Consider the following 22,992-nt stretch of genomic DNA (forward strand, 5'->3'; position numbering starts at 1 on the left):
CTCTGACCGAAGCTTTCGGCTTCGTTTAAGGAGGTGATCCAGCCGCAGGTTCCCCTACGGCTACCTTGTTACGACTTCACCCCAGTCATGAACCACACCGTGGTAATCGTCCTCCCGAAGGTTAGACTAACTACTTCTGGTGCAATCCACTCCCATGGTGTGACGGGCGGTGTGTACAAGGCCCGGGAACGTATTCACCGTGACATTCTGATTCACGATTACTAGCGATTCCGACTTCACGGAGTCGAGTTGCAGACTCCGATCCGGACTACGACGCGTTTTGTGAGATTAGCTCCCCCTCGCGGGTTTGCAGCCCTCTGTGCGCGCCATTGTAGCACGTGTGTAGCCCTGGCCGTAAGGGCCATGATGACCTGACGTCATCCCCACCTTCCTCCGGTTTGTCACCGGCAGTCTCCCTAGAGTTCTCAGCCGAACTGCTAGCAACTAGGGATAGGGGTTGCGCTCGTTACGGGACTTAACCCAACATCTCACGACACGAGCTGACGACGGCCATGCAGCACCTGTGTCAGAGTTCCCGAAGGCACCAATCCATCTCTGGAAAGTTCTCTGCATGTCAAGGCCAGGTAAGGTTCTTCGCGTTGCGTCGAATTAAACCACATGCTCCACCGCTTGTGCGGGCCCCCGTCAATTCATTTGAGTTTTAACCTTGCGGCCGTACTCCCCAGGCGGTCAACTTAGTGCGTTAGCTGCGCCACTAAGGATTCAAGATCCCCAACGGCTAGTTGACATCGTTTACGGCGTGGACTACCAGGGTATCTAATCCTGTTTGCTCCCCACGCTTTCGCACCTCAGTGTCAGTGTTGGTCCAGGTAGCCGCCTTCGCCACTGGTGTTCCTTCCTATATCTACGCATTTCACCGCTACACAGGAAATTCCACTACCCTCTACCACACTCTAGCCTGACAGTTCGAAATGCCGTTCCCAGGTTAAGCCCGGGGCTTTCACATCTCGCTTATCAAACCACCTACGCGCGCTTTACGCCCAGTAATTCCGATTAACGCTTGCACCCTCCGTATTACCGCGGCTGCTGGCACGGAGTTAGCCGGTGCTTCTTCTGTGAGTAACGTCAAGGCTAGCCGATATTAACGACTAACTTTTCCTCCTCACTGAAAGTGCTTTACAACCCGAAAGCCTTCTTCACACACGCGGCATGGCTGGATCAGGGTTGCCCCCATTGTCCAATATTCCCCACTGCTGCCTCCCGTAGGAGTTCGGGCCGTGTCTCAGTCCCGATGTGGCTGATCATCCTCTCAGACCAGCTACGGATCGTCGCCTTGGTAGGCTCTTACCCCACCAACTAGCTAATCCGACTTAGGCTCATCCAATAGCGCAAGGTCCGAAGATCCCCTGCTTTCCCCCGTAGGGCGTATGCGGTATTAATCCGGGTTTCCCCGGGCTATCCCCCACTACTGGGCAGATTCCTAAGCATTACTCACCCGTCCGCCGCTCGTCAGCGGGGTGCAAGCACCCCCTGTTACCGCTCGACTTGCATGTGTTAAGCCTGCCGCCAGCGTTCAATCTGAGCCATGATCAAACTCTTCAGTTTAAATCATACAAGAATCCGAAGATTCTCTATTCTTGCTCAAGACAAAACTCAATTTCGACGAGTCACTGTCCTGATATTTCATATCCGAAATACCTCGGCCAGCGCCCACACGAATTACTTGGTCAATTTTTTAAAGAGCGTTTGAGCTGTTGCTCAATCAAGGTGGCGTATTCTACATCGAACCGCCGCCCTGTCAACCGTTTATTTTCCGTCGTCCCCGTCTCCGGAAATCGCCGAAAAACTGACCGGCTTACTGCTTGTTTCGAGGAGCGCATTCTACAGCGAATCGCTTTCCTGTCAACCGCTTTCTGAAGAATTTTGAAACTCAAATTCTTCAGCGCTTTCAAACAGTTACTCCCTCAAGAAGCCGCTGTCTCAGTGGCTTGTCCCTCAGAAGAGATGCGCATTCTACAGACCTGCCCGTAGGTGTCAACGGTTCCTTTTAACTTTTTCCTGAAACCGTCATTTTGACGTTCGGCCCACCTCTCTATAGACACCCAAACACTCCAACGCCTATCAGAGCTGAACCGTTATTGCCGACGCCGCATTACGGGCCTTTTCTCTCGCCTGATCTATCGACTCTCCTCGAGCCAGAGCCACTCCCATACGCCGACGGCCCTTCAGTTCCGGTTTACCGAACAGCCGCAACTGGGTATCCGGCTCCACCAAGGCATTCTCGACGCCGGTAAAGCTTACGTTACCCGAATCACCTTCCGGCAGAATAACGGCCGATGCCGAAGGGCCATTCTGGCGAATCGTGGGAATCGGCAACCCAAGGATTGCCCGCGCGTGCAAAGCAAACTCTGAAAGATCCTGGGAGATAAGAGTTACGAGACCTGTATCATGAGGGCGAGGCGAAACTTCCGAAAACCAGACATTGTCCCCGTTAACAAACAGCTCCACCCCATAAAGGCCGAAGCCTCCAAGATTTTCAACGACGGCCCTGGCTATTTCCATAGAGCGATCCAGGGCCAATGGCGACATGGGCTGCGGCTGCCAGGATTCGCGGTAATCTCCATCCTCCTGACGATGCCCAATCGGATCACAGAATGAGACACCGTCTCGATGCTTTACAGTCAGCAGCGTGATCTCGTAGTCGAAGTCCACGAAACCCTCGACAATGACCCGACCCTTTCCGGCCCGACCACCCGACTGGGCATACTCCCAGGCAGGTGCAACAGCGCTCTCTGTTCTAACAGTGCTCTGTCCCTTGCCTGATGAACTCATTACCGGTTTTACGACCAGAGGCAGACCCACTGCCTCAACAGCCTCAAGATACTCTTCTCGGGAGCCGGCAAATCGATATGCCGAGGTTGGCAATCCAAGCTCTTCAGCCGCCAATCGGCGGATCCCTTCCCGATTCATTGTCAGGTTTACCGCCCGGGCAGTCGGAATAACCCGATACCCCTCTTCTTCAAGCCTGACAAGCTCCGGCGTGGCAATTGCCTCAATCTCGGGAACAATGAGGTCTGGCTTTTCCTGCTCAATGACATGGCGAAGACTACTTGCATCCAGCATATCAATAACGTGGCTACGGTGGGCAACCTGCATGGCCGGCGCATTCGCATACCGGTCCACAGCGATCACCTCCACTCCGTAACGTTGGAGCTCAATGACAACTTCTTTGCCAAGCTCGCCGGAACCGCAGAATAGAACCCTGAATGCACTTTCCTTCAGGGGTGTACCAATTCGGACAGTATTAATGCCTTCCTTCATATCAATTCCTACCTGAAACTGGATCTGTTAGATGCGGCGCCGGGGGAGGGACGCTAGAGTGAGACCTTCTCTTCGCGTATTGCCACTTTTCGAAGCACATCCCTTCGCTCGTCATTGGTCATTTGAGTCCAACGCAGTATTTCGCCCCCAGTACGCTGACACCCGATACATGTATCATTTTCATCCAGTGCGCAAACCTGCACGCAGGGCGAACGCACTTTGTCCAACGCACTCATCTGGAAGGCTCACAGGTCCGAAGTTTCGCGAGGTACCGCACTCCGTTCTCAACATAGTGCTGAGCACTCATCTCCAGCATTTTTTTCTGGCCATCACTGAGCTCTCGTTTGATCTTGCCCGGCGAACCCACCACCATAGAGCCGTCGGGGATTTCCATTCCTTCGGGAATAAGGGTGTTCGCGCCAATCAGGCAATGCTTTCCAATCTTTGCACCATTCAGCACGACCGCGTTGATACCAATGAGTGTGTAATCACCGATATCGCAACCATGGAGCATGGCCTTGTGTCCGATGGTAACGCCCCGACCCAGGGTCAACGTGATTCCCGAATCGGTATGAAGTACCGAACCATCCTGCACATTACTCTCCGGGCCAATCGTAATAAGATCGTTGTCGCCCCGGATTACCACGTTATACCAGACACTGGCTCTTTCCATCAGGCGAACACTGCCAATTACCGTTGCACTATGAGCAACAAACTGGCCTTCCCCAATAAGCTCCGGCGTTCGTTCATCCAGTTCATAAAACATGTCAGCCTCCTCCAGGCGGTTCCAGCAAATCGATACCGGCATCGTACACAGCGTTCAGAAAATCGACCAGAACCACCGCCGACAATCCCCAGATCTGGTAGCGCTCCCAACGATAGCAGGGCACGTAAAACGTGTGATTAAGAAAGTTCAGCGAATCGGTTCGCTCTCTTCTGTCTTCAAGGAAGAAAGACAAGGGAACACGAAATACGCTCTCGATCTCATCCGGATTAGGTTCCAGCGGATGATCGACGGGGATAACCCCGACGTAAGGTGTAACGAGAATCCCATAGCGTGACATCACCTGGCTCAACGGACCGATAATATCGACATGATCCGGAGGCAACCCGATCTCCTCATGAGTCTCCCGCAGGGCCGTGGCAGCCAGAGAGGGGTCGCCGGGGTCACGCTTGCCACCGGGATAGGCAACCTGCCCCCGGTGAGTGCTCAAATTCGAGGACCTCAACGTAAACACCATCTCGGGGTTACGATGATCGTCAGTAACCGGCACCAGAATACCGGCCTCCGGATAATCCAGCGCCAGCTGCCTGGGAGCATAGCCGGCCAGCCGTTCGGCAAGAAGATCGCGCAAATTGTGGCTCCAGAACATCAAAATGTTGAATGAGACAGGGGCAGTCACGACAGTTAAACTGACTACCAAACCAATATCAGTATACGGGGAAAAACATGAAGTACTGCAGCACCTGCGGCCATCCGGTTGAACAACGTATCCCCGAAGGCGACAACCGTCACCGCTATGTTTGTGCCAGCTGCGACACGATACATTATCAGAACCCCCGCATCGTTGCTGGCACGGTGCCGGTTTGGGAGGGCAAAATTCTCCTTTGCCGTCGAGCCATCGAACCCCGTTACGGCTACTGGACACTCCCGGCAGGGTTTATGGAAAACGCCGAGACGACAGTTGAGGCTGCAATCAGGGAAACCGTGGAAGAAGCACTTGCCGACGTCAATATCGAAGGTCTCTATTCGATCATCGATGTACCACATATTAACCAGGTTCACATGTTTTACAGGGCAACCCTCAAAGACGGACAATTTGGGGCAGGAGAAGAGTCTCTTGAAACCCAATTGTTTGAACTCGAGGACATTCCGTGGGACGAGCTGTCGTTCCCGACCGTGCGAAAGACACTTGAACTGTTCCTTGAAGACTTCAGAAAGGACGACTTCAGTGTGCATGTAAAGGATATCCGCCGCCCAATGCCTTTATCTTCTGAAAAATACTGATCAAAGCGCCTCCATGCGAAAAATCTCATAGGCAGGCTCCTCGTATGGATGAGCCTGCTTAAGTGCACTAAGAGCTTCCCTGATCAGATTGTCCTCGCAAACCAGTTCAACCTTATATTCATAAACCACTTCTACCTCACCCTGCTTACCAAGGTACGGATCACTGCCTTCCCGGGGACGGAACTGACCCTGCCCAAGGCATTGCCATGCGCAACTGTCATAATCGCCAATGCGGCCAGCGCCGACATCAAACAGCGCCTGCTTGGTTTGAACAAGGTGGCTCTCGGGGACGAAGAAACACAGCTTGTACATAGAAAAAATCTCCCTCTTGATCGGATATTTTTTGTACAGATTAATGGCTTAGCTACTTACCCACAGAATCTGTGGATAACTCTGGGGAAAGTTTTTGGGAACACGCCCGGAAACCCCGTAAATACTGCACTTCTCTTAAATTGGCGACAAAATCACCCGTTAATTTATTTTCTTATATTTCAATACGTTAAAGAACTTGACCAAAACATGAACCAAATTTTCACGCTTTGTTCAGTGAACAAACAAAGAGGCACCAGGAATGTGCATAAAAAACCTGAGTCAAGCGGTATTTTAGCAAATTAGGGGGTTTTATCCCTTGAAAAGCTCCCCCAAACGAGGCAAGCGGGCACAAAAAAACCGGCCTCGGGTTAGTGTTTTTAACAGACACTTCCGAGACCGGTTTTTTAGAGCACCGGAGTTAACCGAACCAACACCTCGCATTCCTGAACATGCGAATCCAGGGACCATCCTCCTGCCAGCCGTCCGGGTGCCAGGAATGCTGAACCGACCGGAATACCCGCTCCGGATGTGGCATCATAATGGTCACGCGCCCATCACGAGTGGTGACACCCGTAATACCCGCTTCTGAACCATTGGGATTAAACGGATAACGGGTAGTCGCCTGACCCCGGTTATCCACATACCGCAGCGCCACCATCTCATTCTCTGACAACCCTGCCGCCGACGCACTTCCGGTAAACTCCACTCGCCCTTCGCCATGAGCCACGGCAATAGGCATCTTTGAACCGGCCATACCATCAAGATAAGCAGACGGGGAAGGCGCAACTTCAGCCATCACAAAGCGCGCTTCAAACTGTTCAGACTGGTTACGCACGAAACGCGGCCAGCCTTCACTTCCCGGAATCAGTTCGTGGAGATTCGAAAGCATCTGGCATCCGTTACAAACGCCAAGCGCCAGAGTGTCCTGACGATTGAAGAACGCAGCGAACTGATCCCGAACCCGGTCACTGAACAGAATGGATTTGGCCCAGCCTTCACCGGCCCCCAAAACGTCGCCGTAGGAAAAGCCGCCACAGGCAACCAGGCTGTTGAACTTCTCCAGAGTGACGCGTCCCGAAAGAAGATCACTCATGTGAACATCAACAGATTCAAAGCCGGCACGATCAAACGCAGCAGCCATCTCCACCTGACCGTTCACGCCCTGCTCGCGAAGCACTGCGACTTTTGGCCGTGCCCCCATATTGATATAGGGGGCGGCGATATCTTCGTTGAGATCAAAAGTCAGCTCGGTATGAAGCCCCGGATCGTCAGACTCCAGCAGGTTATCGAACTCTTCCTGGGCGCAGTCGGCATTGTCCCTGAGCGACTGGATTCGATAGCTGGTCTCTGCCCATAAACGCTGAAGCGAACTACGGGATTCATCAACTACGGTTTCGCCCGCAAAGCTCAGGCGCAACTGGTCGTCTTCATTCAGTGTGCCAATCACACTGGTGTGGTCACCGAGACCTGCTCCGGATAATTGCTGCAGTACAAAGCTGGTGTCCTCGCGACGAACCTGGATGACTGCGCCAAGCTCTTCGTTGAACAGCTCGCGGGCGAACTGCGAGGAATTTTCAGCTAAACCGTCCAGCTTGATATCGACTCCGGTGCGGCCGGCGAAGCACATCTCGGCCAGCGTTACGAAAAGACCACCGTCCGACCGATCATGATATGCCAGCAGTTTGCCATCCGAATTCAGTCCTTGAATAACAGCAAAGAACGCCTTGATATCCTCGGGGTCGTCCAGATCCGGCGCAACTGCCCCAACCTGGCGATAGACCTGAGCCAAAGCGGAACCACCCAGGCGGTTCTGCCCGGCGGCAAGATCAACGAGAATCAGATCTGTTTCTCCAGCATCACTTACCAATTGCGGAGTGAGGGTGCGGGCAACATCAATAACCGGAGCAAAGCCGCTAATTACGAGCGAAAGCGGCGCAGTCACGCTCTTTTGCTCGCCGCTATCCTCCTCCCACATTGTTTTCATGGACATGGAGTCCTTGCCCACCGGAATGGTGATTCCCAATGCGGGGCACAACTCCATGCCGACCGCGCGAACGGTTTCGTACAGGTTCTCATCTTCGCCCGGGTGCCCGGCTGCTGCCATCCAGTTTGCCGACAGGCGGATATCGGACAGTTTGCCGATGGATGCGGCCGCCAGGTTGGTAATTACCTCCCCAACCGCCATACGCCCGGATGCAGGGGCATCGATCACAGCAACAGGCGTGCGCTCGCCCATGGCCATGGCCTCACCGCTTCGAACGTCAAAGGAACTGGCGGTGACCGCAACATCACTCACCGGCACCTGCCAGGGACCAACCATCTGATCACGAGCGACCAGACCGGTAATGGTCCGGTCACCAATGGTGATGAGGAAGCTTTTGGAGCCCACCGACGGCAGGCGCAGCACGCGGCGAATCGCATCGTGCAGATCTATCTTCGTGGAATCGAAGATCGGCTTGGTAAAGGCTGCTCGGCTGACACTCCGGTGCATACGCGGCGGCTTGCCAAACAGCACTTCCATGGGCAGGTCTACCGGCTTGTCATCAAAGTAGGAATCGCCCAGCTCGAGGTGATGGGATTCGGTCGCCTCGCCGATAACCGCATAAGGACAACGCTCCCGACGGCACAGTGCATCAAACTGCTCCAGATTCTCCGGAGCCACCGCCATGACATAACGCTCCTGGGATTCGTTGCACCAGATTTCCAGCGGTGACATCCCTGGTTCGTCACTGGGGATATCTCTCAGTTCGAATTTGCCGCCCCGACCACCGTCTTTCACCAGCTCCGGCATGGCGTTGGATAAGCCGCCCGCACCTACATCGTGGATGAAACAGATCGGGTTCCTGTCGCCCATCTGCCAGCAACGGTCAATCACTTCCTGGCACCGGCGCTCCATTTCAGGGTTATCCCGCTGAACCGATGCAAAATCGAGGTTTTCGTTACTGGAGCCGGAGTCCATGGAAGAGGCGGCACCACCCCCCAGCCCAATCAGCATGGAGGGCCCGCCAAGAACAATGAGCTTGGCACCTACAGGGATCTCGCCCTTTTCAACATGTTCTCCCCGAATGTTGCCAAGGCCACCGGCAATCATAATCGGCTTGTGGTAACCGCGAACCTCGTCGCCCGCAGCTCCGGGTACCTTTTCTTCAAAAGTACGAAAATAGCCCGCCAGGTTCGGACGACCAAATTCGTTGTTAAAGGAAGCACCCCCAACAGGCCCTTCAATCATGATATCGAGCGCGGACGCAATTCGGTCAGGCTTTCCATAGCCAATCTCCCAAGGCTGGGTATCACCCGGCAGATTCAGGTTAGAGACGGTAAAACCGCTCAGTCCTGCTTTCGGCTTCGATCCACGGCCCGTGGCACCCTCATCCCGAATCTCACCACCGGAGCCGGTAGCGGAACCTGCTGCTGGCGCAATGGCGGTAGGATGGTTATGGGTTTCAACCTTCATGAGGATATGAATGTCTTCCTGGTTATAGCCGTAGACACCCGTTTCGGGGTCGGGGAAAAAACGCCCTCCCCGACTGCCCCGAATAACCGAGGCGTTATCCTTGTACGCAGAAAGTACGCCTTCGCTATTCATTTCGAAGGTGTTTCGAATCATAGCAAACAGCGATTTTTCCTGGCCCTGCCCGTCAATATCCCAGGACGCATTGAATATCTTGTGCCGACAGTGTTCAGAGTTGGCCTGGGCGAACATCATCAACTCAACGTCGGTCGGATCCCGCTCGAGGTCGGCAAAAGACTTGACCAGATAATCGATTTCGTCCTCTGCAAGAGCCAACCCGAGCCGCGTATTGGCTTCAACCAGCGCCGAGCGCCCCCCGGCAAGCACCGGAACGCGACCCAGAAGGCGAGGCTCCTCATGACTGAACAGCAGTTCAGCTCCACCCATTTCATGGAAGACCTTTTGCGTCATGCGGTCATGCAACAGGGCGGCGATCTTCTCCCGTTGTTCAAGGCCAAGCTTGCGACTGGCCCTTATATAGAAAGCAGTACCCCGCTCAATACGGAGAATCTGCCGCAAGCCACAGTTGCGGGCAATGTCCGTTGCCTTACTGGACCAGGGAGACAGGGTTCCAGGACGCGGAACTACGAGGAACAGCACACCGTCCGGCTCCTCGACAGCCACACTGGGACCATAGGTCAGTAGCCGGTCCAGAATCGCATGCTCTGAGTCTGAAAGGGGTCCTTCCAGATCGGCAAAGTGCATGAACTCGGCATAGACATGCTCGACCTCAGGTACAATGTCCTGAATCCGGGAATGTAATTTGCGGGAGCGGAAAGGTGAAAGCGCGGGAGCGCCGCGAAGTTCAAGCATGATATCAACCTGTATCGCGCGAAACGGGGAAGTCTGGGTGCAATCTGAAAGGCCGGTATGATACGCGAAAGCTTACTCGGGATATAGTGCGGGAGACGTTAAACCCCCACCTTATAATTGACATTGTTTTGCATATTAATTAACCAGCTTTATTGACCAGCGTTCCTCCAATGGGGATCATGGGATGTGGCAATGGAAGCCACACCCAGCACGACACCGGATACGTCTCCTCCGCAATTCATGACGTATTTCGAAGATCCAGCTGTAACGGAGATCAGGGATTTGTCCAGACTGTTCACTGCGTTTGGCGCAAAGCGGGTGCGGATGGTGCTCCTTGTAGGCGCCGTTCTGACAATCGCCGGCTGTTCGCGACCAAGCACCCTCCAGGAAATTCTTGATGAGGGTGTGCTGCACGTAATCACCCGCGAGGCGCCCTCGATCTATTACGAGGGTCGCGACGGGACCACTGGCTATGACTACGAACTGGCCAAGCTGTTTGCAGACGAGCTCGGGGTGGAGTTGAGAGTGCGCGTGGCCGAGGACAACACCGAAGTGCTCTCCGTACTCTCCAGGAACTTTGCCCACATTGGTCTGGCGGGACTCTCACAGCAGCCAGGATTCAAAGATCAGTACAAGGTACTTCCAACCGGCATATCCGCCCAGTCGGTGGTGGTTTACAACCGTGATGCCGATCGCCCGGATTCCCTGGCTGACCTTGCCGACAAGACGCTCCATCTGGTCGCAGACAGCAACCACGAGCATGTGCTGCAACAGGATCCCAAAGGAGACCGCGCAACAGGCTGGCAGGTGCACCCGGGGCTGGACGCAGCTGGCATACTGGCGCGTGTCGAGAGCGGAGAATTCTCCTATGCGGTGGTGTCTTCAAACGAACTTGAGCTGAACCACGTGTTTTTTCCCGAGGTGAAAGAGGCCTTTTTTCTTGGTGACCCGGAGGAGCTCGCCTGGCTTTTTCCCTCCGCTCAGGATGACTCTCTGGTCAACGCCGCCAGCCAGTTTCTTGGGAAGCTGCAGGCCGATGGCACTCTCGCCCAACTCGCCGAACGCTTCTATGGGCACCTTGACCAGCTCAATTACGTGGGCGCAAGAACCTTCATGCATCACGTGGAGAATCGCCTGCCCAAATACGAGAGCCTGTTTCAGAACTACGCCACCAATTTCGGTATGGACTGGCGGTTGCTTGCGGCCATCGGTTATCAGGAATCCCACTGGCGCCCGAACGCGGTTTCCCCTACAGGGGTACGTGGTCTGATGATGCTCACGCGCAACACCGCAAGCTATATCGGCATCAATAACAGGATGGATGCCGAGGAAAGCATTCAGGGTGGCGCCAAGTATTTCCGGATAGTTCACGAAAAGATTCCCGAACGCATTCCAGAACCTGACCGCACCTGGTTTGCTCTTGCCTCATACAATGTCGGCTTTGGCCATCTTGAGGATGCTCGCAGGCTGACGGAAGGCGCTGGCAAAAACCCGGATCGCTGGATGGACGTAAAAGAGTTTTTGCCGCTGCTGGCACAGAAAGAGTGGTACACCAAGACGCGCTTCGGTTACGCCAGAGGACATGAGCCGGTACTTTACGTGCAGAACATTCGCCGCTACTACGATGTCCTCGCTCGCATGACAGAGCGGGCCCCGCCCCAACCCGACCAAAGCACCGGAGTGGTAAGCCTGGAGTCCGACGCACAGGACAGCAACGGGCCTCCGGAAGCGGAAGCCCACCCGAACCTGCGCGCAGGCTTGCCTTCTGAGCTGGGCATGATACCCCCAACCCTCTAGCGAGTAATTCTCAATGGCATCAATCTTCGATTGAGCGGGCCTCCAACGCCCTCTCAACCTGCCCCGAGGAAAAACCACGTCGATTCAGAAAGCGGGCCTGCCGTACCTTTTCGTCCCAATCCTCACTGAGATCCAACAGCCCGTAACGCTTCTCCCTTAATTCAACCGCTCGACGGCACCAATCCTCCTCGGACATTTTATCCAGGCAGTCCGGGGCGTGGTGAACCCCCCTTTGCTGGAGCTCCCCCAATATGCGCATGGGGCCGTAACCGAGATCCATTCGCTGGCGAGCGTAGACATCGGCGAAACGCTCATCGTCCAGCCAGCCCTGCTTTTGATAGTCGTCCAGCACCGCTTCGATCACGTCATTATCGATCTTTCGCTGGCGCAGTTTCAGTGACAACTCCAGGCGGCTGTGCTCTCGCCTGGCCAGCAGTCTCAGCGCAACCGAGCGTGCTTTGTATTCATGATCATCCTGATTTTCCTGTTTTGCCATACACCCCTTCCCGCATGCGCGTACAAAACGCTAGACTAGCCCCCGAATTATTCCTGCTGGCATGTCCGGCAACAGTACCCGGCACCCTGCAAAGGAGGCCGATGGTCGGTGGCGGCTTACTTTGCCCGACACCGCGGACTGGTTTCAATCCCAAAGGATACCTTCATGGCCGCTTTCATCCAGAAACTGTTTAAATCCCGTAAATCCTCCGAAACAACCGGAAAAAACCACAAGAAAGAAGCACAACCAACGGATGTTAAACCGGAAGATACGCGCGACAATCTGAGAGAGGAGCAGCTCCAGGCCCTGCTGGGCTCGCCGAACCAGTCTACTCTGGCAGAACTTGCCATTAACGGCGCGACCGCCTCCATTCGGCTCGATGCGGCTGGCCGGTTGACGGAAATCGATAGCTTGCAGCAAGTACAAAAACAAGCCAAGGGTCGGGATAAAGGGGTCTACCAGAGCGTCAAACAATCCCTCCAGAAAATGCGGGATGAACAGGCGAGACAAGAAAGCCTGTCACAAACCATCGAAACCCTGATCAGTCACGCCAGTGACCAGGCACGCAGTGAGGATACCAAGCTCTACGAGCCGCGGCTGGAATCACTCATTCGCCAATGGAGTGATGTCGAGCCGCATGCAACTTCGGACCAGGCCCAGGCGTTCCTTGAGGCGATTCATCGTTGCAAGGAACGCCTGGATGGTATCCACTCGGCGCTGGCAGATGAAAAACGGCAACTGGATCAGAAACAGCAGAGAGATGAAACTCTGGCACTGCTCCACAGCACACTGGCCGACCTGAAAAGCCAGGTGCCGGAAGCTCTTCCCTCCCTCGCCTCACTGGATGCGCTACAAAAAACCCAGGAGAACCGCTGGCTCGAAGCCACCCGTGAAACTACTGTAAGCAAGCAGGAGCAGAAAGCTTACGAAACTGCCATGCTTTCACTGCGTAACTACGTGAACGCCATCCGCCATATCAATCAGGAAAAGGACACCATTTCCGAACTCGCGGGGGCGCTAGAGTCCGACGAGGACGTATCAGATGAACGACGGGAACAGGCCAAAACCCTGATCAAAACCATTACTTGGCCGGAAGGCTACCCCATGCCAGCCGTTCTGGAGCCTGTCCGAAAACTGGCAGGTAAGCGCAAGGTTCCAGCGCCCGCCAAAGCAGAAGATCAGGAAAAACAAAAAGCTCTGGCCTCAGAGCTGGAAAATTTTGTCGTCCAACTCGAAGCTGCACTCGAAGCGAAACAACTGAAAGAATCCAGGCACCTGTTAAAAACGGCCCAGCAAAAGTTTAAATCACTGGATCATCGCCATGGCAAGCCCTTCCAGGCCCGTCTGCAACTGCTTGCAGGGCAGCTGCATGAACTCAACGACTGGCAAGGCTTCGCGACTGAGCCCAAGCAAATAGCCCTCTGTGAGCAGATGGAGTATCTGGCCCAGCAACCAATGGAGCCGGAAGCGAAGGCTGAGCGGATAAAGGAACTCCAGAACGAGTGGCGTAACCTTGGCGGCTCGTCAGATCGCGCTCTGTGGGCCCGATTCAAGAAAGCATCAGACCAGGCCTATGAACCTTGCAAAGCCTATTTTTCGGCCAAGTCCGGCCTTAAACACGCCAACCTAGAGAAGCGTCAGGCCATCTGCGCTGACCTGGAAACCTTCCTGAACAACGCAGACTGGTCCGCTATTGACTGGAAGGCTGCAGAAAAGATTCACCTGACCGCGCGGCAAGAATGGAAAGCCGCCTGGCCAGTGGAGTTTCGGGACAACCGGCAGGTGCAAAAACAATTTGATGACCTGTTAAAAAAGCTGGAAGCACCTTTGGATGAGGAACGGCGTAAGAACGAGGCACTCAAACAGGAAATAGTCGACAAGGCCAATGCCCTGATCAGTCATGAGCCGCTTCAGGACGCGATGAACCAAGCCAAGGACCTGCAGACCGACTGGAAAGCCATCGGCATCACCCGTCACCGGGAAGATCGCAAGCTCTGGCAGGCATTCCGCAAAGCCTGCGATGAGATTTTTGCCCGCAGGGATGCCCAGCGCAATGAAAAACAGGAAGCTGCAAAGGCAGCTGACGAAGCGGCGGAATCTGCTTTGAGCGAGACCCGGAGCCTCGATAGCAGCAGCGACGAAGATGCCCTGTCCGCAGCATTCTCCAGGCTTCGAGAGCTGGAAGGGACCGCACTCTCTACCTCCGCCAAAGAACGTGTGCAAGGTGAAAAACAACGCCTTCACAAGGAAATGGCAAATCGCCGCATGAAAGCCAATATCGGAACATGGCAATCTCTGGTGAAAGCAAGAGCCGACGGCGTGGAGTCAAATGCCGAACTGCCCGAACACTGGCCTGGGCTGGCCGCTGACCAGAATCAACTGGAGCCGTCTGAGCTGGTTATTCGAGCAGAGATTCTCGGAGGCGTTGCCTCGCCTCAATCGGATCAGCAGCAGCGTATGGAAATCCAGGTCCAGCGGCTGGCAGAAGGCATGGGTTCTTCAGAAAAAGCCAACGATCAGGTCCGGGAACTGGAAAAGCTGGTTGCCGGCTGGTGCCTTCAGCCATGGACCGAAGCGCCCGACCAGGCACTTGCTGAACGCTTGAACAACGTTCTCTCTACGCTGGTGGCCAGCTAGCTTCTGCGAGATTATTCTCGCCGATGTTCCTTTACAAAATCCCTGGCGGCTTTTACTGCGGCCAGGGATTTCTCTTTCATGCCCTTCAATTCCTCATCTGCCAGATAAAACATCATGTCGATGGAATGCCGATAATACCGACTGGGCAACCGGTTTAGTGCCACACACATCACATCAGTCAGGTAATCGGTGGTATCTGTGTCTTCCCGCGTGGCATCAATGGCATCCTGAACCAGCCTTTCGTAAAAGTTGTCGATAGCATCTCTGAGGGACATAGCGTGTGCCTCCCGCGTTTGCCTGCGCTCTCCTTTAACCATAGAAGCCCCTCTGCATCTTGTCATGGCACCTGAGCAATTTCGCCAATACGATTGGCAGGCCTCGTCATTACGCGCCAATGCTGCAACCGGCTATGGTTATCCCATTGGATGTAATTTCTGAAACAACAAATACCAGAGGACAAGCAATGACTACCGAGGCGTACATCTTCGATGCAGTCCGTACCCCCAGGGGACGTGGCAAGAAAGACGGGGCCCTGCACAGCGTCAAACCTATCACGCTGCTGACGACCGTGCTCAGCGCACTGCAAGAGAGGAATCGCCTGGACACGGCGCAAGTAGACGACATTGTTATGGGCTGCGTCACCGCCGTTGGCGACCAGGGCGCAGACATCGCGAAGACTGCCGCCCTGGCTGCCGATTGGGACGAAAGGGTTGCCGGCGTGACCCTGAATCGCTTCTGCGCATCCGGCCTTGAGGCCGTTAATCTCGCAGCTATGAAGGTACGCTCCGGGTGGGAAGACCTGGTAGTCGCCGGGGGCGTCGAAGCCATGTCCCGTGTACCTATGGGCTCAGATGGTGGTGCCTGGGCAACGGACCCGGAAACCAACCTGCACACAGGCTTCATGCCTCAAGGCATCGGTGCCGACCTGATCGCAACAATCGAAGGCTTCAGCCGGGAAGACGTGGACGGCTTTGCAGTCAAATCCCAACAAAAAGCGGCGGCGGCCTGGCAGAACGGTTACTTCGCCAGGTCCATTGTCCCGGTCACTGATCAAAACGGAGTGGTCATCCTGGATCGCGATGAACATGTTCGGGGCAACACCACAACTGAGTCACTTTCCGGCCTGAAGCCTTCTTTCCAGATGATGGGCGATATGGGTTTCGACGGCGTCGCCCGGGAAAAATACCACTACGTAGAAAAAATCAATCACGTACACCACGCCGGCAACTCCTCCGGCATTGTCGATGGTGCCACGGCCATGCTCATTGGCAGTGAGGCCAAGGGCAAGGCGATGGGGCTCCGACCCCGCGCACGTATTGTTGCGACGGCGGTCACCAGTACCGACCCCACCATCATGCTGACCGGGCCAGGCCCGGCCGCCCGCAAGGCACTGGAAAAGGCCGGCATGACCGCCGACCAGATTGACCTGTTTGAAGTAAATGAAGCCTTTGCCTCTGTGGTCATGCGCTTCCAGCGCGAATTGTCTGTTCCCGATGAAAAAGTGAATGTGAATGGCGGCGCAATCGCCATGGGCCACCCTCTGGGAGCCACCGGCGCCATGATTCTTGGCACGCTGATGGATGAACTGGAGCGACGCGAACTGCGTTATGGCCTCGCTACGCTGTGCGTTGGCGGCGGCATGGGCATTGCCACCATCATCGAACGTGTCTGAACCCAACACTTTTCTGCAAGGAGAACCGACTATGAGCACTATTCGTTACGACCTGGGTTCGGACCAGATTCTGACCCTCACCATTGACATGCCCGGCCAGTCTGCCAACACCATGAACGCCGCTTTCCGGGAAGGTCTGGCAGAAACAGTCGCCAGGGTAAAGACGGACCTCGACAAGATTCGCGGCATTATCATCACCTCCGCCAAGAAAACCTTCTTTGCCGGCGGCGACCTCAAAGAACTGCACAGGGTCACCCGTGAAGACGCCGGGACATTCGAGGAGATGGTTAACGGCCTGAAAGCCGGTATGCGGTATCTCGAGACGAGTGGCAAGCCCGTGGTAGCCGCCATTAACGGCAGCGCGCTAGGCGGCGGGCTGGAAATTGCCCTCGCCTGCCACCACCGCGTGGTGCTGAACAAGGACTCGATCCAACTTGGCCTGCCGGAAGTGACTCTGGGCCTCCTCCCCGGCGGAGGCGGAACCCAGCGCCTACCCCGAATGATTGGCCTTGAAGCCGCGCTCCCTTACCTCATGGAGGGCAAGAAGACGAATCCAAAGGCCGCGCTGAAGGCCGGAATTGTGGATGAAATCGCCGATTCTCCCGAAGATATGATGGCCAGGACGCGCGCATTCATTGAAGCCAATCCCAAATGTCAGCAGCCGTGGGACCAGAAAGGTTTCAAGTTTCCTGGCGGTGCGCCGCATCACCCCGCCATGGCCCAGAAGCTCTCTATTGCTCCGGCCATGCTGAGACAGAAAACCAAGGGCTGCTATCCGGCACCGGAGCGAATCCTCTCTGCTGCTGTTGAAGGCGCCCAGGTGGACTTTGACAACGGCAGTCTTATTGAGACCCGTTACTTCGCCGAACTGGTGATTGGTCAGGTGGCCAAGAACATGACGGGCACCTTCTGGTTCCAGTTAAATGCCATCAAGGCCGGGGGCAGCCGCCCTGACGGCACTGACAAGGGCACCTTCAAAAAAGTGGGCGTCCTGGGTGCGGGCATGATGGGAGCGGGTATCGCCTATTCCACGGCCTCACGGGACATTGAGGTGATACTGAAAGACGTATCGGTGGAAAACGCCGAAAAAGGCAAAAGCTACTCGGAAAAACTCCTGGCCAAAAGAGTCAGTCGTGGGCGGATAACCGAAGAACAGAAAACGGACATTCTCAAGCGTATCCACGCCACCGATTCCGCGGATGACCTGGCCGGTTGCGACCTGGTGATTGAAGCCGTGTTCGAGGACAGCAACCTTAAGGCGACGGTAACCCGGGAGTCTGAACCGAGGCTGGCGCCAAATGGTATTTTCGCCTCCAACACCTCCACCATTCCTATCACTCAACTATCGGACGCCTCGGCCAAGCCGGAAAACTTCATCGGCCTGCATTTTTTCTCTCCGGTAGACAAAATGCAGCTGGTGGAAATCATCGTCGGCAAGAAAACCTCTGAAGAAACCCTGGCCCGCGCTTTCGATTATGTGCAACAGATCGGCAAGATTCCCATTGTGGTTAACGATAGCCGCGGCTTTTTCACATCCCGGGTATTCGGCACCTTCGTCAACGAAGGCATTTGTATGCTGGCCGAGGGTATTCACCCGTCAAGCATCGAAAACGCCGGCCTGCTCTCGGGCATGCCGGTCGGCCCCCTGGCCATTTCTGATGAAGTCAGCATGACCCTGATGCAGCATATTCGTGATCAGAGCAAAAAGGACACAGAAGCCGCCGGTGGTACCTGGAATCCCCATCCCGCGGGAGCAGTGATTGACCAGATGGTTAATGAGCATGGGCGCAAAGGTAAGGCCGCAGGCTCCGGATTCTATGAATACCCGGAGAATGGAAAGAAATACCTCTGGCCTGAACTGGAACGCCTTTATGTGGATTCCGCCAAAGCTCACGCTGTGAAGCTGCAGGACCTGAAAGACCGGATACTGTTCATACAGGCGATCGAAACAGTCCGCTGCCTTGAAGAGGGCGTTCTGCGCACCGTGGAAGACGCCAACGTCGGCAGCATTTTCGGTATCGGCTATGCACCCTGGACTGGCGGTGCCATCCAGTTTATCAACCAATACGGTGTGCGTGCCTTTGCAGAACGCGCAAAGGCGCTGGCGGAACTGCATGGCGATCGATTTACGCCGCCCGGACTCTTGCTTGAGAAGGCAGAAACCAACACCGAGTTTGCCTGAGCATCATTGCCGGAGGCTTGCCCCCTCCGGCCCCGTCCTTTCTCCGCATTTCCAGCCCTGGCGTGTTACCAACCTGCCGGGTTCATGGACAGATTGTCACGAATCGATACGCCCTGCCTATGGCAACGGGTGTACCGCTTGCCTACAATAAATTTATTCGCAACCGGGTATAGTAGAGTTCAGTATCCATGAACTTTCGCCCAGCACCGTCAGGTACGTATTTATGACCATCGCGGAAAGAATTATGGCTCGTCATTCGTCGGCCAATACCAGCCGGTCAGGCATCTGCAAAGCACTGACTGTCGCCCTGCTGTTCACTGCAGCCACGGGCTTGCAGGCCAAAATGGACGACGCCCGGGTCTATGAACCGGTCGCCCCAACCATTGACCAGGCCAGAGCCAATATCCTCATTGCCCGCCAATTGCAGTTCACCCATTTCCGGGACCTGGGCATGAGCGATGAACTCTCCGGGGACGTGTTCGACGCCTACCTGGAATACCTGGATGGCCAGCGCATTTACCTGACACAGGAAGATCTTAACAAGTTCGACCGGGTGAAGACGCAATTGGGCTCGGCTCTGAAAACCGGCCAGCTCCAACCCGGCTTTGATATCTACAATCTGGTTCAGCAGCGTGTCATTGATCGCCTTCGCTTTGCCCTGAATCTGGTTGGCCAGGGCATCGACCAGCTCGACTTCAACAGGAACGAGAGCATCTTGCTGGATCGATCTGACGCCAGCTGGGAAGCGGATCAACAGGCATTGGATGAACTCTGGGTCAAGCGAATCAAGAACGCGGTTCTGGCCCAGCGCCTCAACGGGGCGGATGATGAAACCATCGAAGACAACCTGCAACGTCGTTACGAGGGTCAGCTCAAGCGCGCCTACCAGGCCCGCAGTGAAGACGCTTTCCAAGCTTACATGAATGCCTTCACCGGCATGTGGGACCCTCATACCTCCTATTTTTCGCCGCGGACTTCAGAGAATTTCAACATCAATATGAGCCTCTCTCTGGAAGGCATCGGGGCGGTGTTGCAGTCGGATAACGAGTACACCAAGGTGGTTCGCCTGGTGCCCGGTGGTCCCGCATCCAAACAGGGCCAGCTGCAACCTGCAGACCGTATTGTGTCGGTTACGCAGGAGGATGAAAAAGCTGTCAACGTGATCGGTTGGCGTCTGGATGAAGTGGTGGACCTGATTCGGGGTCCGAGAAATTCCGTGGTAACCCTGGAGGTGATCCCGGCCAACGCCAGCGACGAAACCATTACCAAGGCGATTGCCATCAAGCGGGATGAGGTCAAGCTGGAGGAACAAAGCGCGAGTAAAGATGTCATTGAGCTCGAGCGCGGGGGCAGCGACTACAAGATCGGCGTCATCACGATCCCCACATTCTATGCGGACTTTCAGGCCATGCAGGCCGGGGACCCCAATTACAAGAGTACCACCAGGGACGTGCGCAAACTCATTGCCGAGCTTGAGCAGGATGGTGTCAACGGGCTCGTCATTGACCTGCGCAACAACGGTGGTGGTGCGCTGCACGAAGCAAATGACCTGGTTGGCCTGTTCATCGACCAGGGCCCGACCGTACAGATCCGCAACGCAAACAATGATGTACAGGTTTTAAACGATGAGGATCCGTCAATCGCTTACGACGGCCCTCTGGTTGTCCTCACCAACCGTATGAGCGCCTCCGCCTCCGAAATTTTTGCCGGGGCGATCCAGGATTACGGGCGCGGGCTCGTGGTAGGGTCACAGACCTTCGGCAAAGGCACAGTCCAGGCGGTACGGCCCCTGAACCATGGGCAACTGAAAATCACCCAGTCCAAGTTCTACCGGGTATCCGGCGGGTCTACCCAGCACAAGGGCGTCATTCCGGATATTGAAATACCCTCACGGATTGATAAAAAACGCATTGGCGAGGATGCGCTTGACCACGCCCTGCCCTGGGATCAGATCGAAGCCGTACCCCACACCAGGTACTTTGATTTCAGTGGCATTATCGATGAACTGCGAAAACGTCACGACGAGCGCTTTGCCACCAGCCCCGAGTTCGGCCTGCTGCAACAGGAAATCGATTTCCTCAAAAAGCAGCGCGAAATGGACTCGGTCAGCCTGAATATGGATGAACGCAAAAATCAGCATGAACAGATCGAGCGTACGCGCCTGACCATTGCCAATGCCCGCCGGGAACTGCGTGGTGAAGCACCGTTTGAAAGCCTTGAAGAGCTTGAAGACTGGCAGGATCAGCAGGCGGCAGATCTGGACACGACCGATGACGAACTGGATTTCGTGATTCGGGAAGGCGGCGACATTATGGCTGACATGCTGGAATTGGATCAGCATATGGCGTCGATCCTGACGCCCCAGCAATATGCGGCTCAAACGCCAACCCAATAACTTGTGAAGGCGCCGGAGAATGACCGAAAAGGCCGGAACTGAAGACAGTCGGCAAAAGGCACGCGCCGTACAGGACATGCTGCTGGATGCACTCCATGCGATGCGCTCGCTGGAGGAAGTGGAAGGACTGGAGAAGCCTGGGGACAGCATGCAAAAAGGCCCTGAAGGCCTGCTAAACCGGCTCACCAGCCTTACAGGTTCGGCGCTTCGCCTGGGTGCCCGGGCGACTGACACCTCATTGAGAGTGGGCCGGGCACTGATCAGTTCGCAGGATCAGCTCCGGGCCATGTTGACGGCCGGCCGATCACTCAAGGATATCCGCGAGGTGGCCGGTCTGACCCTGTCAGAAATGAGTGAAGCACTGAACCTGAAAGACAAGTCGGTGCTTGAGGCAATTGAAAACGGCACCGCCACCCTTTCCTTCGAATTGATCCTGCGGCTTGCAGCACTGATTGCACGCAACGACCCCATTCCCTTCATCATGCGAACCACGCGCCACTATAACCCCGAAGTCTGGCAGGCTCTAAATGACTGGGGGGTGGGACGACTGCCACTACAATTCGAGAGGGAGCGGGAATTCATCAATATTTTCCGCCGACACGACGATGCCCGGACCCTGACCGACGAAGGTTTCCGGAAGGTCCTGGACTTTACTCGCCAGAGTTTCGAGATGTCCCTTCATTTTGTCGAGGAACAAGAGCGCCAGGTGGCCGAATTGAGAGCCACCTATGAAAAAGGGGCCGAGACCCACGAACCGCCTGGCACCAGAAATGACAAGCCTTCAACCAAATAGATCCCGCATTCCCGTAATATTCGGATTATGAACGACCCCCTTCTCGGTCACGATGGCATCAATCAGGCTTGCCGGAGTGACGTCAAAGACCGGATTAAAAACCTTGATTCCTTCGGGTGCCAGGGGGATGCCGCGAATCTCTCGAACTTCCGAACCGTCGCGTTCCTCAATCGGAATGTCCGTACCCGCCGCCAGTGACATATCGATAGTGCTTGAAGGTGCGACAACCATAAACCCCACTTTGTGATGGCGAGCCAGCACAGCAAGGCTGTAGGTTCCAATCTTGTTAGCCACATCCCCGTTGGCTGTTATCCGGTCTGCACCCACTACAACCCATCGCACATCACCTTGTGCAAGAATGGCCGCGGCGGCGCCGTCCGCGTTCAAAGTGACCGGAATACTATCCTGTGCCAACTCCCATGCAGTCAGACGGCTTCCCTGAAGCCAGGGCCGGGTTTCATCTGCATACACCATTGTCAGCAGGTTTTTCTCATGAAGGCGACGAATGACCCCCAGAGCCGTGCCATAGCCACCAGTTGCCAATGCGCCGGTATTGCAATGAGTGAGCACTGAGATGGGCGCTTCCGGATGCATCACCTCCAGGGCATTACCCGCCATAGCCAGGTTGGCCGCCAGATCGTCTTCGTGGATAGTGACCGCCTCAGCGGCCAGACGCTTGCTGGCTTCATCCAGGGAATGGCATTTGTGGAATACCCGTTCCATCCGCTGCAACGCCCAGAACAGGTTAACCGCGGTTGGCCTGGAAGCCGCCAGCTCGCGAATAGCCTGTTTGATTTCTGCTTTCCAGTCACCGCCGCCGGCATGGCGAGCGGCCAATGCGACGCCATAGGCAGCGCTGATACCAATGGCGGGAGCCCCGCGAACCACCATGTCCCGGATACACTGAGAAACGCCGGAGGCACCCTCAACTGTAATCCAGTGTTCCTCCATGGGCAGCAAGCGCTGGTCCAGCAACTCAAGACTGGCCCCATGCCAGCGCATCGCAACCGTGCCGATCGCCCTTGAAGAAGGAGGTAAGGGGGAGTTCGCCATAAAACAGCTCCATGTCTGAAACGCTGAAAACCGCCAGTATA

Annotated in this window: 16 protein-coding genes and 1 rRNA gene; 7 read left to right on the plus strand and 10 right to left on the minus strand. The window is 55.4% G+C overall.

The genetic code is table 11. The annotated features are described in order from the left end of the window. Nucleotides 1-26: 26 nt before the first annotated feature. The 5 genes from BKP64_RS08245 to BKP64_RS08260 all read right to left on the minus strand — a co-directional run bounded on the left by BKP64_RS08245 (nucleotide 27) and on the right by BKP64_RS08260 (nucleotide 4,637). Nucleotides 27-1,566 (minus strand): 16S ribosomal RNA (locus BKP64_RS08245). A gap of 516 nt (nucleotides 1,567-2,082) precedes the next feature. Beyond that, nucleotides 2,083-3,282, minus strand: a complete 1,200-nt coding sequence (purT, locus tag BKP64_RS08250) for a formate-dependent phosphoribosylglycinamide formyltransferase (protein WP_070968393.1) — start codon at nucleotides 3,280-3,282, stop codon at nucleotides 2,083-2,085. 53 nt (nucleotides 3,283-3,335) lie between these two features. Further along, nucleotides 3,336-3,518, minus strand: a complete 183-nt coding sequence (locus tag BKP64_RS19075; protein WP_083329183.1) for a DUF1289 domain-containing protein — start codon at nucleotides 3,516-3,518, stop codon at nucleotides 3,336-3,338. Next, the gene (locus BKP64_RS08255; protein WP_070968396.1) at nucleotides 3,515-4,048 is read right to left on the minus strand and encodes a gamma carbonic anhydrase family protein; all 534 of its coding nucleotides are present in this window, start codon (nucleotides 4,046-4,048) and stop codon (nucleotides 3,515-3,517) included. Before BKP64_RS08255 ends, BKP64_RS19075 begins: the two co-directional genes overlap by 4 nt. A 1-nt stretch (nucleotide 4,049) precedes the next feature. Next, on the minus strand, nucleotides 4,050-4,637 hold the full coding sequence (locus tag BKP64_RS08260) for an NUDIX hydrolase (RefSeq protein WP_070968399.1): 588 nt from the start codon (nucleotides 4,635-4,637) through the stop codon (nucleotides 4,050-4,052). A 95-nt stretch (nucleotides 4,638-4,732) separates the two neighbouring features. On the opposite strand from BKP64_RS08260, the gene BKP64_RS08265 reads away from it, so the two are divergent. Then, the gene (locus BKP64_RS08265) at nucleotides 4,733-5,290 is read left to right on the plus strand and encodes an NUDIX hydrolase (RefSeq protein WP_070968402.1); all 558 of its coding nucleotides are present in this window, start codon (nucleotides 4,733-4,735) and stop codon (nucleotides 5,288-5,290) included. On the opposite strand, the gene BKP64_RS08270 is transcribed toward BKP64_RS08265, so the two are convergent. Together BKP64_RS08270 and purL are read right to left on the minus strand one after the other, a co-directional pair. Further along, nucleotides 5,291-5,602, minus strand: a complete 312-nt coding sequence (locus BKP64_RS08270) for a YqfO family protein (protein ID WP_070968405.1) — start codon at nucleotides 5,600-5,602, stop codon at nucleotides 5,291-5,293. It lies immediately after the preceding gene. Nucleotides 5,603-6,020: 418 nt separating this feature from the next. Beyond that, nucleotides 6,021-9,926 carry a phosphoribosylformylglycinamidine synthase gene (gene purL / locus BKP64_RS08275; RefSeq protein ID WP_070968408.1) on the minus strand — a complete coding sequence of 1,302 codons (3,906 nt, stop codon included), beginning with the start codon at nucleotides 9,924-9,926 and terminating at the stop codon, nucleotides 6,021-6,023. Between the two features lie 324 nt (nucleotides 9,927-10,250). On the opposite strand from purL, the gene mltF reads away from it, so the two are divergent. Then, entirely contained in the window at nucleotides 10,251-11,723 is a 1,473-nt protein-coding gene (gene mltF / locus BKP64_RS08280) for a membrane-bound lytic murein transglycosylase MltF (protein WP_083329298.1), read from the plus strand. A 19-nt stretch (nucleotides 11,724-11,742) separates the two neighbouring features. Here the strand turns inward: mltF and BKP64_RS08285 are convergent, their stop codons facing one another. Beyond that, a complete protein-coding gene (locus BKP64_RS08285) occupies nucleotides 11,743-12,219 on the minus strand; it encodes a regulatory protein RecX (protein ID WP_070968414.1) in 477 nt (158 codons plus the stop codon). A 165-nt stretch (nucleotides 12,220-12,384) separates the two neighbouring features. On the opposite strand from BKP64_RS08285, the gene BKP64_RS08290 reads away from it, so the two are divergent. Next, nucleotides 12,385-14,856: a DUF349 domain-containing protein gene (locus BKP64_RS08290; protein ID WP_070973611.1), complete on the plus strand. Its 2,472-nt coding sequence runs from the start codon at nucleotides 12,385-12,387 to the stop codon at nucleotides 14,854-14,856. 11 nt (nucleotides 14,857-14,867) lie between these two features. On the opposite strand, the gene BKP64_RS08295 is transcribed toward BKP64_RS08290, so the two are convergent. Beyond that, the gene (locus BKP64_RS08295) at nucleotides 14,868-15,131 is read right to left on the minus strand and encodes a late competence development ComFB family protein (protein WP_070968418.1); all 264 of its coding nucleotides are present in this window, start codon (nucleotides 15,129-15,131) and stop codon (nucleotides 14,868-14,870) included. Nucleotides 15,132-15,319: 188 nt separating this feature from the next. Here BKP64_RS08295 and BKP64_RS08300 point away from each other — a divergent pair, with 188 nt between their 5' ends. From BKP64_RS08300 to BKP64_RS08315, 4 genes are all read left to right on the plus strand, one after another. After that, a complete protein-coding gene (locus tag BKP64_RS08300; protein ID WP_070968419.1) occupies nucleotides 15,320-16,528 on the plus strand; it encodes an acetyl-CoA C-acetyltransferase in 1,209 nt (402 codons plus the stop codon). Nucleotides 16,529-16,559: 31 nt separating this feature from the next. Continuing rightward, nucleotides 16,560-18,710, plus strand: coding sequence for a 3-hydroxyacyl-CoA dehydrogenase NAD-binding domain-containing protein (locus tag BKP64_RS08305; RefSeq protein WP_070968422.1), 2,151 nt, complete (start codon nucleotides 16,560-16,562; stop codon nucleotides 18,708-18,710). 223 nt (nucleotides 18,711-18,933) lie between these two features. After that, nucleotides 18,934-21,105: a carboxy terminal-processing peptidase gene (locus BKP64_RS08310; RefSeq protein WP_070968425.1), complete on the plus strand. Its 2,172-nt coding sequence runs from the start codon at nucleotides 18,934-18,936 to the stop codon at nucleotides 21,103-21,105. A gap of 19 nt (nucleotides 21,106-21,124) precedes the next feature. Beyond that, nucleotides 21,125-21,898, plus strand: coding sequence for a helix-turn-helix domain-containing protein (locus BKP64_RS08315; RefSeq protein ID WP_070968427.1), 774 nt, complete (start codon nucleotides 21,125-21,127; stop codon nucleotides 21,896-21,898). Here BKP64_RS08315 and mtnA read toward each other — a convergent pair. Then, complete coding sequence (gene mtnA, locus BKP64_RS08320) at nucleotides 21,887-22,951, minus strand: S-methyl-5-thioribose-1-phosphate isomerase (RefSeq protein WP_070968430.1); 1,065 nt, start codon at nucleotides 22,949-22,951, stop codon at nucleotides 21,887-21,889. The genes BKP64_RS08315 and mtnA overlap by 12 nt on opposite strands. Nucleotides 22,952-22,992 lie beyond the last annotated feature (41 nt).

Origin of the sequence: Marinobacter salinus (assembly GCF_001854125.1) — a bacterium.
Lineage (GTDB): Bacteria > Pseudomonadota > Gammaproteobacteria > Pseudomonadales > Oleiphilaceae > Marinobacter > Marinobacter salinus.

Bases quoted from the DNA above. Each gene is read 5' to 3' on its own strand.
- BKP64_RS08295 (WP_070968418.1), bottom strand. From the start codon at position 15,131: ATGTCCCTCAGAGATGCTATCGACAACTTTTACGAAAGGCTGGTTCAG.
- BKP64_RS08265 (WP_070968402.1), top strand. From the start codon at position 4,733: ATGAAGTACTGCAGCACCTGCGGCCATCCGGTTGAACAACGTATCCCC.
- mtnA (WP_070968430.1), bottom strand. From the start codon at position 22,951: ATGGCGAACTCCCCCTTACCTCCTTCTTCAAGGGCGATCGGCACGGTT.
- BKP64_RS08285 (WP_070968414.1), bottom strand. From the start codon at position 12,219: ATGGCAAAACAGGAAAATCAGGATGATCATGAATACAAAGCACGCTCG.
- mltF (WP_083329298.1), top strand. From the start codon at position 10,251: ATGGTGCTCCTTGTAGGCGCCGTTCTGACAATCGCCGGCTGTTCGCGA.
- BKP64_RS08315 (WP_070968427.1), top strand. From the start codon at position 21,125: ATGACCGAAAAGGCCGGAACTGAAGACAGTCGGCAAAAGGCACGCGCC.
- BKP64_RS08270 (WP_070968405.1), bottom strand. From the start codon at position 5,602: ATGTACAAGCTGTGTTTCTTCGTCCCCGAGAGCCACCTTGTTCAAACC.
- BKP64_RS08305 (WP_070968422.1), top strand. From the start codon at position 16,560: ATGAGCACTATTCGTTACGACCTGGGTTCGGACCAGATTCTGACCCTC.
- purT (WP_070968393.1), bottom strand. From the start codon at position 3,282: ATGAAGGAAGGCATTAATACTGTCCGAATTGGTACACCCCTGAAGGAA.
- BKP64_RS08255 (WP_070968396.1), bottom strand. From the start codon at position 4,048: ATGTTTTATGAACTGGATGAACGAACGCCGGAGCTTATTGGGGAAGGC.
- BKP64_RS08300 (WP_070968419.1), top strand. From the start codon at position 15,320: ATGACTACCGAGGCGTACATCTTCGATGCAGTCCGTACCCCCAGGGGA.
- BKP64_RS19075 (WP_083329183.1), bottom strand. From the start codon at position 3,518: ATGAGTGCGTTGGACAAAGTGCGTTCGCCCTGCGTGCAGGTTTGCGCA.
- BKP64_RS08310 (WP_070968425.1), top strand. From the start codon at position 18,934: ATGACCATCGCGGAAAGAATTATGGCTCGTCATTCGTCGGCCAATACC.
- BKP64_RS08290 (WP_070973611.1), top strand. From the start codon at position 12,385: ATGGCCGCTTTCATCCAGAAACTGTTTAAATCCCGTAAATCCTCCGAA.
- purL (WP_070968408.1), bottom strand. From the start codon at position 9,926: ATGCTTGAACTTCGCGGCGCTCCCGCGCTTTCACCTTTCCGCTCCCGC.